Origin of the sequence: Paraburkholderia pallida (assembly GCF_004524855.1) — a bacterium.
In the GTDB taxonomy this organism is placed as follows: Bacteria; Pseudomonadota; Gammaproteobacteria; order Burkholderiales; family Burkholderiaceae; genus Paraburkholderia; species Paraburkholderia oxyphila.
This window is the reverse complement of the sequence record NZ_CP038148.1, coordinates 103,029-116,046: the sequence shown is the minus strand read 5'-3', so window position 1 is coordinate 116,046 and position 13,018 is coordinate 103,029. Positions and strand designations below refer to the sequence as shown.

Annotated in this window: 10 protein-coding genes and 1 pseudogene; 3 read left to right on the top strand and 8 right to left on the bottom strand. The window is 64.7% G+C overall.

Annotation, left to right across the window (positions count from 1 at the left end; all coding sequences use genetic code 11):
• Positions 1-155: 155 nt before the first annotated feature.
• Positions 156-827, bottom strand: a pseudogene (locus tag E1956_RS46760) (paraquat-inducible protein A); the annotation flags it as partial.
• A gap of 488 nt (positions 828-1,315) precedes the next feature.
• Between E1956_RS46760 and E1956_RS00450 the strand changes: the two are divergent.
• Positions 1,316-1,900 (top strand): YceI family protein, encoded by a 585-nt coding sequence (locus tag E1956_RS00450; protein ID WP_134746451.1) that lies wholly within the window; start codon positions 1,316-1,318, stop codon positions 1,898-1,900.
• 102 nt (positions 1,901-2,002) lie between these two features.
• On the top strand, positions 2,003-2,572 hold the full coding sequence (locus tag E1956_RS00445; RefSeq protein ID WP_134750226.1) for a YceI family protein: 570 nt from the start codon (positions 2,003-2,005) through the stop codon (positions 2,570-2,572).
• A gap of 63 nt (positions 2,573-2,635) precedes the next feature.
• Here E1956_RS00445 and E1956_RS00440 read toward each other — a convergent pair whose 3' ends face one another.
• The 7 genes from E1956_RS00440 to queA all read right to left on the bottom strand — a co-directional run bounded on the left by E1956_RS00440 (position 2,636) and on the right by queA (position 10,434).
• Positions 2,636-2,998, bottom strand: coding sequence for a hypothetical protein (locus E1956_RS00440; protein ID WP_134746449.1), 363 nt, complete (start codon positions 2,996-2,998; stop codon positions 2,636-2,638).
• A complete protein-coding gene (locus E1956_RS00435) occupies positions 2,995-4,053 on the bottom strand; it encodes a DUF6402 family protein (RefSeq protein WP_134746447.1) in 1,059 nt (352 codons plus the stop codon). Before E1956_RS00435 ends, E1956_RS00440 begins: the two co-directional genes overlap by 4 nt.
• 160 nt (positions 4,054-4,213) lie before the next feature.
• On the bottom strand, positions 4,214-5,164 hold the full coding sequence (secF, locus tag E1956_RS00430; protein WP_134746445.1) for a protein translocase subunit SecF: 951 nt from the start codon (positions 5,162-5,164) through the stop codon (positions 4,214-4,216).
• 15 nt (positions 5,165-5,179) lie between these two features.
• Complete coding sequence (gene secD / locus E1956_RS00425) at positions 5,180-7,231, bottom strand: protein translocase subunit SecD (protein ID WP_134746443.1); 2,052 nt, start codon at positions 7,229-7,231, stop codon at positions 5,180-5,182.
• Between the two features lie 149 nt (positions 7,232-7,380).
• Positions 7,381-7,710: a preprotein translocase subunit YajC gene (gene yajC, locus E1956_RS00420; protein ID WP_028216134.1), complete on the bottom strand. Its 330-nt coding sequence runs from the start codon at positions 7,708-7,710 to the stop codon at positions 7,381-7,383.
• A 366-nt stretch (positions 7,711-8,076) separates the two neighbouring features.
• Positions 8,077-9,276 carry a tRNA guanosine(34) transglycosylase Tgt gene (gene tgt, locus E1956_RS00415; protein ID WP_134746441.1) on the bottom strand — a complete coding sequence of 400 codons (1,200 nt, stop codon included), beginning with the start codon at positions 9,274-9,276 and terminating at the stop codon, positions 8,077-8,079.
• Positions 9,277-9,372: 96 nt separating this feature from the next.
• Positions 9,373-10,434, bottom strand: a complete 1,062-nt coding sequence (gene queA / locus E1956_RS00410; RefSeq protein ID WP_134746439.1) for a tRNA preQ1(34) S-adenosylmethionine ribosyltransferase-isomerase QueA — start codon at positions 10,432-10,434, stop codon at positions 9,373-9,375.
• 240 nt (positions 10,435-10,674) lie between these two features.
• Here queA and recG point away from each other — a divergent pair, with 240 nt between their 5' ends.
• Positions 10,675-12,960 (top strand): ATP-dependent DNA helicase RecG, encoded by a 2,286-nt coding sequence (gene recG, locus E1956_RS00405; protein WP_134746437.1) that lies wholly within the window; start codon positions 10,675-10,677, stop codon positions 12,958-12,960.
• The last annotated feature ends 58 nt before the right edge of the window (positions 12,961-13,018 follow it).

Here is a 13,018-nt window from a genome sequence, read left to right as displayed (position 1 = left end):
CCGGGCACCCCGGTGCCGCTCATGTCGCTTGCGTCCCGGGAGAGGCCATGCGCGGCGGCACCGCCCAGGCTGCTCGAACCAGCAAGGCCGCCCGAACCGCCAAGGCCGCCCGAACCGCCAAGGCCGCCCGAACCACCAAGGCCGCCCGAACCGCCCGGCCCACCCGAACCCGTCCCGCTGCCCGCCGGACCCGCACTGCCGCGGCGCGCGCCGCGCGCGCTTTCGCGCAGGGCGTCGGCCACGTCCCATAGCGTGCGCGCGTCGAAGGTCAGGACCACGGTGATCATGAGTGTGAGCGCACCGAACGCGAACAGCGCGGTCTCCGGAATCACGCGCGCGAGGCTCACCATCTTCACGATGGTGATGAGCACACCCAGCATGAAGACTTCGAGCATGCCCCAGGGCCGCACGAACTGGATCGTGCGCAGCACGAGGTTGAAGCCCGGTGGAATGTAGCCGCGCCGGATCGGCAGCAGCACATAGAGCAGCGCGACCAGCTCGGTGAGCGGGCAGAGGATGGTTGCGAAAAAAACCATCACCGCGACGATCTCCATGCCCTCGTTCCACAGCACCACGAGCGCGCCGAACAGACTCGACTGCGAGATGATGCCGTTGGCATCGAGTTCGATGATGGGAAACGACTGCGCGATGACGAACGTGACGAGCGCGGCGATGGTGATCGCGCAGATGCGGTCGAGCTGCGACGAAGCGCTGTTATAGAGCGTTGCGCCGCAGCGCGTGCAGCGCGCGCTCTGTCGCCCGAGCAGGCGAGGCTTTTGGTAGAGCGCGTCGCATTCGTGACACGCGATCAGATTGTCCTGGGCCATGCGGGCAGAAGACGCAAAACGACGTGAACGGAACGAAAGGTGCTGGCGACGCAGCGGCGTTGGCGACCATGTTACCAAACGGCCCGGTAGCACGCGTTTCCTTCGTCAACGGGGCGCGGCGAGCCGCGCGTTCGATGGGGCGGCCGCATTGGCCGCCCGAACGGCGTGGGAGTGTGCCACGTTTGCTGCACCTGCGTATGCCATCCGCGCAGCCATCGTGCGCCAGCGCAGACTGGCGGGCCGGCTTTGCACGGCGGGCATTGCCGCGCGCCGGTGCTGCGCCGCCGCGGGCGCGCCGGATTTTGCCCTGGCGGCGGATGTTTGCATTCTGCTCGCAGTCACGCCACCAGGTTATCTTTCTTTTTGAGCGGCCGAGTGACCGGCCATCCCTCCACAGGGTCCGCGCGGGCGGCGGCTGTGATTAGCGGAGGTTCCCAACGCCCGGGTTGGGGAAAAGCATGGAAGCATTGGCAGGACTGGCGCGTTGGATGAGAAGCCGGGCGCGCCTCGCCAGGGTGGGGGCGGTGCTCGTGCGGGCAGCGTTCGCGGCGCTGGCCTTTTTGGCGGCAAGCAGTGCAGCCTGGGCGCAAATGGACGCGAGCAAGAGTACGCTCGTGGCGATCTCGCGGCAAATGAGCGTGCCCGTGGAGGGCAGCTTCACGAAGTTCGACGCGCAGATCAACTTCGACCCGGCGAAGCCGGCGGCGGGCACGGCTCGCCTGAGCGTCGATACCGGCAGCTACGACCTTGGCGACGCAAGCTATAACGACTCGGTGCGCGGCCCCGAATGGTTCGACGCCAAGGCGTATCCGCAGGCCACGTTCGTTGCCACGTCGATCGCGTCGACCGGCCCGAGCCAGTACAGCGTGAGCGGCAACCTCACGATCAAGGGGCATACGGAGCAGGTCGTGGCGCCGGTCGTGCTCACGCAGCAGGGCGCGACGCAGACCTTCGACGGCACGCTGCCCATTCATCGGCTCGCGTTCGGCATCGGCACGGGCGAGTGGAGGGACACCTCGACCGTCGCGGACGAAGTGCTGATCAAGTTTCACATCGTCGTCGCGCACAAGTAGTGGGCAACGCGTGCGGCGGCGCGGTTCTCTATCACGGCGTTGCCGGCGATGTGCCACGTAGCGTGCGCACTGAACACAAAGGAGGCGTACTTGAACAGATTCGTGTTGATGGCCGCAGGGGCCGCAGCGGTGTCGCTCGCCGCGTCGCTCGCGCATGCCGCGGACACCTACCAGCTCGACCCGAACCACACCTTTCCGAGCTTCGAGGCCGATCACTTCGGCGGTTTGTCGATCTGGCGCGGCAAGTTCACGAAATCCTCGGGCACGGTCACGCTCGACCGGGCGGCCAGGACCGGCACCGTCGACGTGACGGTCGACACGGCCTCGGTGCAGACCGGCAACCCGCAGCTCGACAAGCACCTCCAGGGCGACGACTTCTTCGACGTCGAGAAATATCCGACCGCCACCTACAAGGGCACACGGATCGTCTTCGACGGCGACAAGCCCAAGGAAGTGATCGGCACCTTCACGCTGCACGGCGTGACGCGCCCGCTCAAGCTCGAGATCGAATCGTTCAAGTGCATGCAGCACCCGGTGCTCAAGCGCGAGGTGTGCGGCGTGGAGGCTGAAGCGGAACTCAATCGCGACGACTACGGCATGGACTCGGGCAAGAAATACGGCTTCAAGATGAAGACTACCTTGCACATTCAGGCCGAAGGCATCAAGCAGTAGCACGGGTCCCCAACGCGCGCGTTGCGCAGGCAACGAGGCCGGCGAACGCGGGCCTCGTTTGATCTACCACGCAGTCATTCGCCAATAAAGCGCATTGATGCGGTCGTAGAGCGAGGGGGGCAGGAACACGAGGTCGTCATCTTCGCCGCCAATCTGAAACTGAACGTAGTTGTCGGCCCACATTATCTTCGGTGACGGCGTGGAAAACGTTCGTCGGGCGATTAGCCTGCCGGAGGCGGCATCATAGACGCGGCCAACAAACTCGGGGTTATCGCGATGGTTCCAATTCAGCCGGCATTCCTCGGCAATATACAGCCCGTCGGGCGACGTGCTGCGCACGCAGCTACTCGCGTTCGAGTTCGATCGATGTGTGACGAAAATATAGATCAGCGCCAGCAATATGCCTGCGATGAGCAGCTTCTTCATAACTTGATCCGTATCGGCGTGCGAAGTCGACAACGTTTACGGTCTGAGAAAATGATGAAGTCGCCGCCCCTCTGATGTTTGATGGCCCACTGCCGGAAGTCACTGTTATGAACCGGATAGTAGATATTTCCCTTTACCCTCATATCGCCACGTGCAACTGGATAAGGCAGATACAAGGATGGGACATTGAGTTGTCCCACCAGGCCGTTGTACGGCACGACGATTACCCCCTTGCTGCTCCAATGACCGAGGTACTGTGACACGTCACCGGGTTTGTCTGTGAAGTCATAGCTATCCTTGATATATACATAAACACTGGATATTACGGCCTCTCTCTTGATGTGTTCGAATTTCACCTCTGCTGGCGCCGCGTAGAAGTTGAAAGAGCCCAGTGCGCCGGTAAGATCATCGGGGACGCCGCTTCTTTGAAACTGTGATTCGATGAAGTCGTCAATTTTTTGCGAAAGCGAACTTCCCACGCCTACATACTGAAAGTGAAAATGACGGTGAAGAACCGACATACTGCCTTTGCACAGGTCCCATGAATCGAATGATGTGGCTGCGTCTCTAAACGGCATCAGTTTGTCGCGGAGTGGTTGGAACGTGGCCTGCCGGTAAATTGCATTGTTCACTAGATAGTTGTATTGATCCGCTGCACGCTTGAATTTCAGAACCCAATCCATCTTGATCGTGGTGGTGTCATACATGTCCGGCGGGTAGGGTTTGCCATCCTGATTAATCTCGGCGGCAAGATCATCGTCAGTCGGTGCATAGTTCAGGACACCTGCGAACCATCGCTTCATGAGCTTCGCAGCCATGGGCATCCCTTCGAGCCGCATTGCGTCCGGTATTTCCTGTATGTCGAACGGTGGGATCTTGATTGCCTTCTGCTGCGGTGCGGACTTCTCCCTGGGTGGCTTCGGCAACGGTGGCGGTGGTTTGTCAGGCGAGAGACCTTCCACGCTTACTGGTTTGCAGCCTTCACACGGGTTCCATCGTTGTTTCCAGAAGCCCGTTTTGTAGTACGGGATTTCTTTGTCGGTGAGATACAACATGGCAGCCCTCCCAAAGAATTGGCCATGGCGATGCTACACGCGGCCATGAGCCGTCAATCTCATAAAGATCGGCGTGCTCTGTGGGGGCAGGAAAACAAAAAAGCCGGTTCTCGCGAACCGGCTTTTTCATTCGATAGCGTCCAATGGAACGCAGCGCTGATTAAACCTGGGCGCCTGCGTTCGGATCGTTCGGATCGTACTTGTCCTTCTTGTCCTTGATGAGGTCCTCGCGCTTGACGCCGAGCCACATCGAGATCGACGCCGCGACGAACACCGACGAATAGATACCGAACAGGATACCCACCGTCAGCGCGAGCGCGAAGTAGTGCAGCGTCGGGCCGCCGAAGAAGAACATCGAGAGCACCATCATTTCCGTACAGCCGTGGGTGATGATGGTTCGCGACATCGTGCTCGTGATCGCGTGGTTGATGACTTCCGTGACGCTCATCTTGCGCTCGCGCCGGAAGGTCTCGCGAATCCGGTCGAAGATAACGACCGATTCGTTCACCGAGTAGCCGAGCACCGCGAGCACCGCCGCGAGCACGGAGAGCGAGAACTCCCACTGGAAGAACGCGAAGAAGCCCAGAATGATCACCACGTCGTGCAGGTTGGCGATCACGCCGGCCACGGCGTACTTCCACTCGAAGCGGAACGACAGGTAGATGATGATGCCCGCCACCACGCAGGCGAGCGCGAGCAGGCCGTCGGTGGCGAGCTCCTTGCCGACCTGCGGCCCGACGAACTCCACGCGCTGCAACTGCACCTGCGCATTGTCGGCCTTGAGCGTGGACATCACCTGATCGCTCTGCTGCGCCGAGGAGAGGCCCTGCTTGATCGGCAGGCGGATCAGCACGTCACGCGAGGTGCCGAAGTTCTGCACCTGGGCGTCGCCATAGCCGATCTTCGCGAGCGAATCGCGCACCGGTTCGAGCGGGACCGCCTGCGGGTACTGCACTTCGATCACCGTGCCGCCCGTGAATTCGATCGACAGGTGCAGGCCGCGGTGAAACAGGAAGAACACCGCCGCGAGGAACGTAATGAAGGAAATCGCGTTGAAGATCAACGCGTGCTTCATGAACGGGATGTCTTTGCGGATGCGGAAAAATTCCATGTTCTTGACTCCGTATCAGCGGGACGAGCCCGTGTTGTCGGGGCTGTTGCGCCGGCGCACCGTGGGCTTGGCGCGCGCGGCACCCTTGGCGCCGGCCTTCGCGGTTTCGCGCGGCTTGGCGGACTGCGCGACGGCGCGGCCCGTGTCGGTGCCGGCGTCGGCCGCGCCCAGTGCGGGCGTAGCGGCCGTGTCCGCGGCCATTTCGGGCTCCGGACGCCACACCTGGCCCACGGCCAGCGACTTGAGCTTCTTCTTGCCGCCGTACCAGAGATTCACGAGACCGCGCGAGAAGAACACGGCCGAGAACATCGAGGTCAGAATGCCGATGCAGTGCACGATCGCGAAGCCGCGCACCGGGCCCGAGCCGAACGCGAGCAGCGCGAGACCGGCAATGAGCGTGGTCACGTTCGAGTCGAGAATCGTCGCCCAGGCGTGCGCGTAGCCGTTCTGGATGGCGAGCTGCGGCGGCGCGCCGTGGCGCAGCTCTTCGCGCACGCGCTCGTTGATGAGCACGTTCGCGTCGATCGCCATACCGAGCGCGAGCGCGATAGCGGCAATGCCCGGCAGCGTGAGCGTGGCCTGCAGCATCGAGAGCACGGCCACGAGCAGCAGCAGGTTCACCGAGAGGCCGATCATCGAGATCAGGCCGAACAGCACGTAGTAGGCGATCATGAACACGGCGATCGCGGCAAAGCCGTAGACCACCGAGTCGAAGCCCTTGCGGATGTTGTCCGCGCCGAGGCTCGGGCCAACCGTGCGTTCTTCGATGATGTCCATCGGCGCCGCGAGCGAGCCTGCGCGCAACAGCAGCGCGAGGTCGGCGGCGGCCTGCGGCGTGGGCTGGCCGGTGATCTGGAAGCGGTCGCCGAGCTCCGACTGGATCGTTGCGACGGTGAGCACTTCGCCCTTGCCCTTCTCGAACAGCACCATCGCCATCGGCTTGCCGATGTTGTCGCGCGAGACGGCGCGCACCGCGCGCCCGCCCGCCGAATCGAGACGGATGTTGACCGACGGACGGTTGTGCTCGTCGAAGCCGGCCGAGGCGTCGATGATGCGGTCGCCCGTAAAGATCACCTGCTTGCGCAGCAGCACGGGCCCGACGTTGCCTTGCGTGAAGAGCTCGTCGCCCGGCGGCACCGGTGCGCTCGGGTCCGGATGCAGGCCCAGCGGGTCGGCGAGACGTGCTTCGAGCGTGGCCGTGCGGCCGATGATGTCCTTCGCCTTCGCAGTGTCCTGCACGCCCGGCAGCTCGACCACGATGCGGTCGTCGCCTTGCTGCTGGATCACGGGCTCGGCCACGCCGAGCTCGTTCACGCGGTTATGCAGCGTCTGGATGTTCTGCTTGAGCGCGGCGTCCTGGACCGTCTTCTTCACGGCCGGCGTAAAGGTGCCGACGAGCTGCGAGCCGCCGTCGGGCGCGCTCTGCGTGGCCCACACGAGTTCGCTCACGCCGCCGGAGCCCGAGAGCACCGTGCGCGCCTGCTCGGCCACGGCCGGATCGGCGAAGTTGATCACGACGCTCTGGCCGACGCGGTTCACGCCGCCGTCGCGGATGTTCTTGTCGCGCAGGATCGTGCGGGCGTCCGAAGAGTCGGAGTCGAGCTTCTTGTTGAGCGCGCCGTTCATGTCGACCTGCAGAAGGAAGTGCACGCCGCCGCGCAGATCCAGACCGAGGTACATCGGCAGCGCGTGCAGCGCCGTCAGCCAGCGGGGCGAGGCGCTTTGCAGATTCAGCGCGACGATGTAGTTCGGATCGCTCGGATCGGGGTTCAGCGCCTTCGTAAGCACGTCCTTCAGACGCAGCTGCGTGTCGGTGTCGGCAACGCGCACGCGGATGTTCGCGTTCATCGTCGAGTTGTCGAACGTGACGTCGTCGGCCTTGATGTTGTTCGCGGGCAGCGCGGCTTCGATCTGTGCGAGCGTGGCCGAGTCCAGCTTGACGGTGGCTTTACCGCTCGATACCTGGACCGCCGGCGCTTCGCCGAAGAAATTGGGCAATGTGTACACGAGGCCGATGGCGAGCGCCACCAGCATCACGACATATTTCCAGAGGGGGTAACGGTTCATTGGTTGGCCCAACGGGGGAGGGGAATGGCCTGCACGATGTGCGTGCGTCCGACCGAGCCTTCATGATGCCCTTCGCGGGCGATGCAGTGGCGGGGCCGGACGCGCAAGGCCGCGCATTGGTGCGGCGGCCTGGAGTGATCGCTGGAGGCTTACAGCGACTTGATCGTGCCCTTCGGCAGGATGGTCGAGACCGCCGACTTCTGCACGGTGATTTCCGTGCCGTCCGAGATTTCGACGCCCACATAGGCTTCGCTGACCTTGGTCACCTTGCCGACGATGCCGCCGCTCGTGATGACTTCGTCGCCCTTGGCCATGGCGGCGAGCATGTTGCGGTGTTCCTTCTGGCGCTTCATCTGCGGACGAATCATGATGAAGTACAGCACGGCGAACATCAGAATGAGCGGCAGGAAGCTCATGAGGCTCGATTCTGCGCCACCGACTGCGGAGCCTTGGGCGAAGGCATTGGAAATGAACGACACGTTGGTCTCTCCGTTTATACGATCACTACGATCAAAGATACGATCAAAAAGCGAGCCGGTTATTCTACCACCGGCAAGATACGCGACGACGACGCAAAATGGGCTTTCCGATCAAGCTGTTATCACGTATTTGCCCGCCTGGGCGGGGTTCGACGTGGCTCGCTCGGGGGCGGGAGCGCCCATGAAGCATGAATGACGCGCCCATGAAGCGTCGACGTAGCGAAAGGCAATTGTAAAGTCTGGCGGCACTTGCCGCGTCCCGATATCGGAAACCTTCGAAAGCGCCGTCGGCAAGCGCCGCTGCTGCGCCCCGACGCCCGACGGCCTTCGCGATGTCGCCGGGCCGCGGGGCCGCCGGGCCGGCGCTCAATCCACGCCGCGCGCGCGTTGCTCGGCAAAGCGCTTCCTGAACGCCTCGAACGTCTTTGTCTCGATCGCCGCGCGCATCTCGCTCATCAGCTCGAGGTAGTAGTGCAGGTTGTGGATCGTGTTGAGCTGCGCGCCGAGGATCTCGCCCACGCGGTGCAGGTGGTGCAGATAGCCGCGCGTGAAGTGGCGGCAGGTGTAGCAGCCACACTGCTCGTCGAGCGGGCGCAGCGAGTTGCGGTGCACGGCGTTGCGGATCTTGACGTCGCCAAAGCGCGTGAAGATCCAGCCGTTGCGCGCGTTGCGCGTGGGCATCACGCAGTCGAACATGTCGACGCCCGAGGCCACGCCCGCCACCAGATCCTCGGGCGTGCCCACGCCCATCAGGTAGTGTGGCTTGTCGGCCGGCAGCTTCGGCGCGATGTGCTCGAGCACGCGCATCATGTCTTCCTTCGGCTCGCCCACCGAAAGGCCGCCGATCGCAAAGCCGTGGAACGGCATCTGCGAGAGGCCGGCGAGCGATTCGTCGCGCAGGTCCTCGAACATGCCGCCCTGCACGATGCCGAACAGCGCATTCGGGTTGCCGAGGCGGTTGAACTCGTCGATCGAGCGCTGCGCCCAGCGCATCGACATGCGCATGGAGTCGGCCGCTTCCTTGTGCGTGGTGGGCACGCCGTTGGTCGCGTAGGGCGTGCACTCGTCGAACTGCATGACGATGTCCGAGTTCAGCACCTTCTGGATCTGCATCGACACTTCGGGCGAGAGGAACAGCTTGTCGCCGTTCACGGGCGAGGCAAAGCGCACGCCATCTTCCGAGATCTTGCGCAGGTCGCCGAGCGAGAACACCTGGAAGCCACCCGAATCGGTGAGGATCGGCCGGTTCCAGCCCATGAAGCGGTGCAGGCCGCCGTGCGCCTCGATCGTCTCCAGACCCGGGCGCAGCCACAGGTGGAAGGTGTTGCCGAGGATGATCTGCGCGCGCATTTCCTCGAGCTCGCGCGGCTGGGTCGCCTTGACCGTGCCGTAGGTGCCCACCGGCATGAAGATTGGCGTTTCGACCACGCCGTGGTTCAGCGTGACGCGGCCGCGCCGCGCGAGGCCGTCGGTGCCGAGCAGCTCGAATTTCAGGCCGTTTTGCGGGCGTTCGCCCAGGTATGCGCCATGTTCGGCGCGTGCATTGTTTTGATGACCGTCGGTCATGCATGGACTCCTGTGCTACCGGAAAACAGTCCGGCGCAATGGGTGAAACGCCGTCGCGCACGCGGCGCGGCGGCGGGAAAAGGGGGCGTGAGCGCCTCAGCGATTGAGGGCGTCTTCGGTTCTCGTCAACAGCATCGCGTCACCATAGCTGAAGAAACGGTAGCGCTCTTCAATCGCGTGACGATAAGCGGCGCGAATCGTCTCGATGCCCGCGAACGCTGAAACCAGCATCAGGAGCGTCGACTTCGGCAGGTGAAAGTTCGTGACGAGCCGGTCCACCACGCGGAATGTGTAGCCCGGCGTGATGAAGATGTCGGTCTCGGCGGCCGTGGCGGCGAGTTCGCGGCCTTCGCGCTCGGCGTCGCGCGCGGCGGCTTCGAGCGCGCGCATCGAGGTCGTGCCCACCGCGATCACGCGGCCGCCGCGCGCGCGCGCGGCCGCGATCTTGTCGACGAGCGACTGCGGCAGCTGATACCACTCGCTGTGCATCTTGTGCTCGTCGATGTTCTCCACGCGCACCGGCTGGAACGTGCCCGCGCCCACGTGCAGCGTGAGCGTGGCGCGCTCCACGCCGCGCGCGTCGAGCTGCGCGAGGAGCGCGTCGTCGAAATGCAGGCCCGCCGTGGGCGCGGCCACCGCGCCGGGATTCTGCGCGAACACCGTCTGATAGCGCTTCTCGTCGCCCGCGTCGGCGTCGTGCGTGATGTAGGGCGGCAGCGGCAGACGGCCAAATTGCTCGATCAGCGTCAGGCAGTCGTCGGGGAAATGCAGCGTGAAGAACGGCTCCACGCGCTCGCCCACCGTGACGTCGAACGCGTCGGCGAGGCGCAGCACCGTGCCGGGGCCCGGGCTCTTGCTCGCGCGGATCTGCACGAGCGCCGTGCGCGCGCCGGTCAGGCGCTCGACGAGCACCTCGATCTTGCCGCCGCTGGCCTTCTGGCCGAAGAAGCGCGCCTTGAGCACCTTGGTATCGTTGAAGACGAGCAGGTCGCCGGGCGCGAGGCATGCAGGCAGCTCCGCGAAGCGGCGGTCGGTGAGGCTCGCGGGTTGCGTGGTGTTATCCACCTCCAGCAGACGGCTCGCGCTGCGCTCGGGCAGGGCGGTTTGCGCGATCAGTTCGGGAGGGAGATCGAAATCGAAATCGGAAAGCTTGAACATACGGCCTGATGAAACGGAAATACGGCTGAGACCCGGCGCGCGCCGCTTTTGAGCAACTGGACCGCCTGGCGTGTGGCCCACGGTTGTGCCCCCAAAAACGGCCGCAATGCCCGCCCGCGTACTACGAGCGGCTATGATTGCGGGACATGCCCGTTTGGGACGTGCCCGTTTGGAGCGGGTTGCCGCGCGTCACGCGCTGCGCCTTGCCGGAAAGCCGATATTGTACTTGCGAAGCTGCTCATGCCCTCGTCCGTTAGCCGATTGATCTCCGAAGCCGATGCCGCGAGCGAAGCGCACGAGGACGTGCGCGAGCACGACGAGGCGGGCGAGGCTCAGGCGCCGAAGGCATCTGCACCGCGCAAACGCGCCGCCAGGAAGCCATCCGCCGAAAAAGCCACGGATAAAGCCACCGACAAGGCCACGGCAAAAGACAAGCCCAAGCTCGCCAAAACCGCCGACCGCCTGGCCAAGCTCGGCCTCACGCGCGACATCGACCTCGTGCTGCATCTGCCGATGCGCTACGAGGACGAGACCACGCTCACGCCCATCGGCGAATTGTTGCCGGGCGGCGTGGCGCAGACCGAAGGCGTGGTGTTCGACAACGAGATCGCTTATCGCCCGCGCCGCCAGTTGCTCGTGAAGCTGCGCGACCACAACGGCGACGAACTGCATCTGCGTTTTCTGAACTTCTACGGCTCGCAGGTCACGCAGATGGCGGTGGGCAAGCGCCTGCGCGTGCGTGGCGACGTGCGCGGCGGCTTTTTCGGCATGGAGATGGTGCATCCGGCGGTGCGCGTGGTGGAGGGCGATGTACCGCTGCCGCAGGCGCTCACGCCGGTGTATCCGTCGACGGCGGGCGTGAGCCAGGCGTATCTGCGCAAGGCGATCGACAATGCGCTCTCGCGCGCCTCGCTGCCCGAGCTGCTGCCCGACGCCGTCGCGCACGAATTCATGGTGCCGCTCAATCTGCCGCCGCTGATGGACGCGGTGAAGACGCTGCACCATCCGCCCATCGACGCCGACGAGCACGAGCTGATCGACGGCACGCACCCCGCGTGGACACGCATCAAGTTCGATGAGCTGCTCGCGCAGCAGCTCTCGCTCAAGCGCGCGCACGAAGAGCGCCGAACACGCGCGGCGCCCGCGATGGCGCGCCACGTGGCCGGACGTGACTCCAGCACGGCGCTGCTCGCGCGTCTGCGCGAGGCGCTGCCGTTCAAGCTGACGGGGGCACAGGAGCGCGTGGTCGGCGAGATCGCGCACGACCTCGAACAGCCGCATCCGATGCAGCGTCTCCTGCAAGGCGACGTGGGCAGCGGCAAGACCGTGGTGGCGGCGCTTGCCGCCGCGCAGGCCATCGACGCCGGCTATCAGGCGGCGCTCATGGCGCCCACCGAAATCCTCGCAGAACAGCACGCGCGCAAGCTGCGCGGCTGGCTCGAGCCGCTCGGCGTGCAGGTGGCCTGGCTCTCGGGCAGCCTCAAGGCGAAGGAAAAGCGCGCCGCGATCGAAGCTGCGGCGCTTGGCACCGCGCAGCTCGTGATCGGCACGCACGCGATCATTCAGGACGCCGTGGAATTCGCGCGGCTCGGTCTCGTGATCGTCGACGAACAGCATCGATTTGGCGTGGAGCAGCGCCTCGCGCTGCGCGCCAAGGCGCAAAACGCGAAAGCGCCGGAACACGGCGCCGCCGCGCGCGAGTTCCAGCCGCATCAACTGATGATGTCGGCGACGCCCATTCCGCGCACGCTCGCCATGACGTATTACGCGGACCTCGACGTGTCCACCATCGACGAGTTGCCGCCCGGCCGCACCCCCATTCTCACGAAGCTCGTCTCCGACGCGCGCCGCGAAGAAGTGATCGCCCGCGTGCGCGCGGCGGCGCTCACGGGGCGCCAGGTCTACTGGGTGTGCCCGCTGATCGAGGAGAGCGAGACGCTGCAGCTCCAGACCGCGGTGGAGACGTACGAGACGCTCGTGGCCGCGCTGCCGGAGCTTACGGTCGGGCTCGTGCACGGGCGCCTCGCGTCCGCGGACAAGGCTGCCGTCATGGACGCGTTCTCGCGCAATGAAGTGCAGCTGCTGGTTGCAACGACCGTGATCGAAGTGGGCGTGGACGTGCCGAACGCCTCGCTGATGGTGATCGAGCACGCCGAGCGCTTCGGGCTCGCGCAGCTGCACCAGTTGCGCGGGCGCGTGGGGCGCGGCACAGCGGCGTCGGTGTGCGTGCTGCTCTATACGGGGCCGCTCTCGCTCACGGGGCGCGCGCGTTTGCAGACCATGCGCGAGACGACCGACGGCTTCGAAATCGCGCGCCGCGATCTGGAGATTCGCGGCCCCGGCGAATTCCTCGGCGCGCGTCAGTCGGGCGCGGCCATGCTGCGCTTCGCGAGCCTCGAAAACGACGCCTGGCTGATCGACCCGGCGCGCGACGCGGCGGAGTGCCTGCTGCGCGAGTGGCCCCACGTCGTCATGCAGCATCTGAATCGCTGGCTCGGTGCGCGCGAGCAGTATCTGAAGGCTTAGCGTTTGCTTACCGCATCCGGTGGCCGATGCCTCCCCGCTGTCAGCGCAAACACCGCAA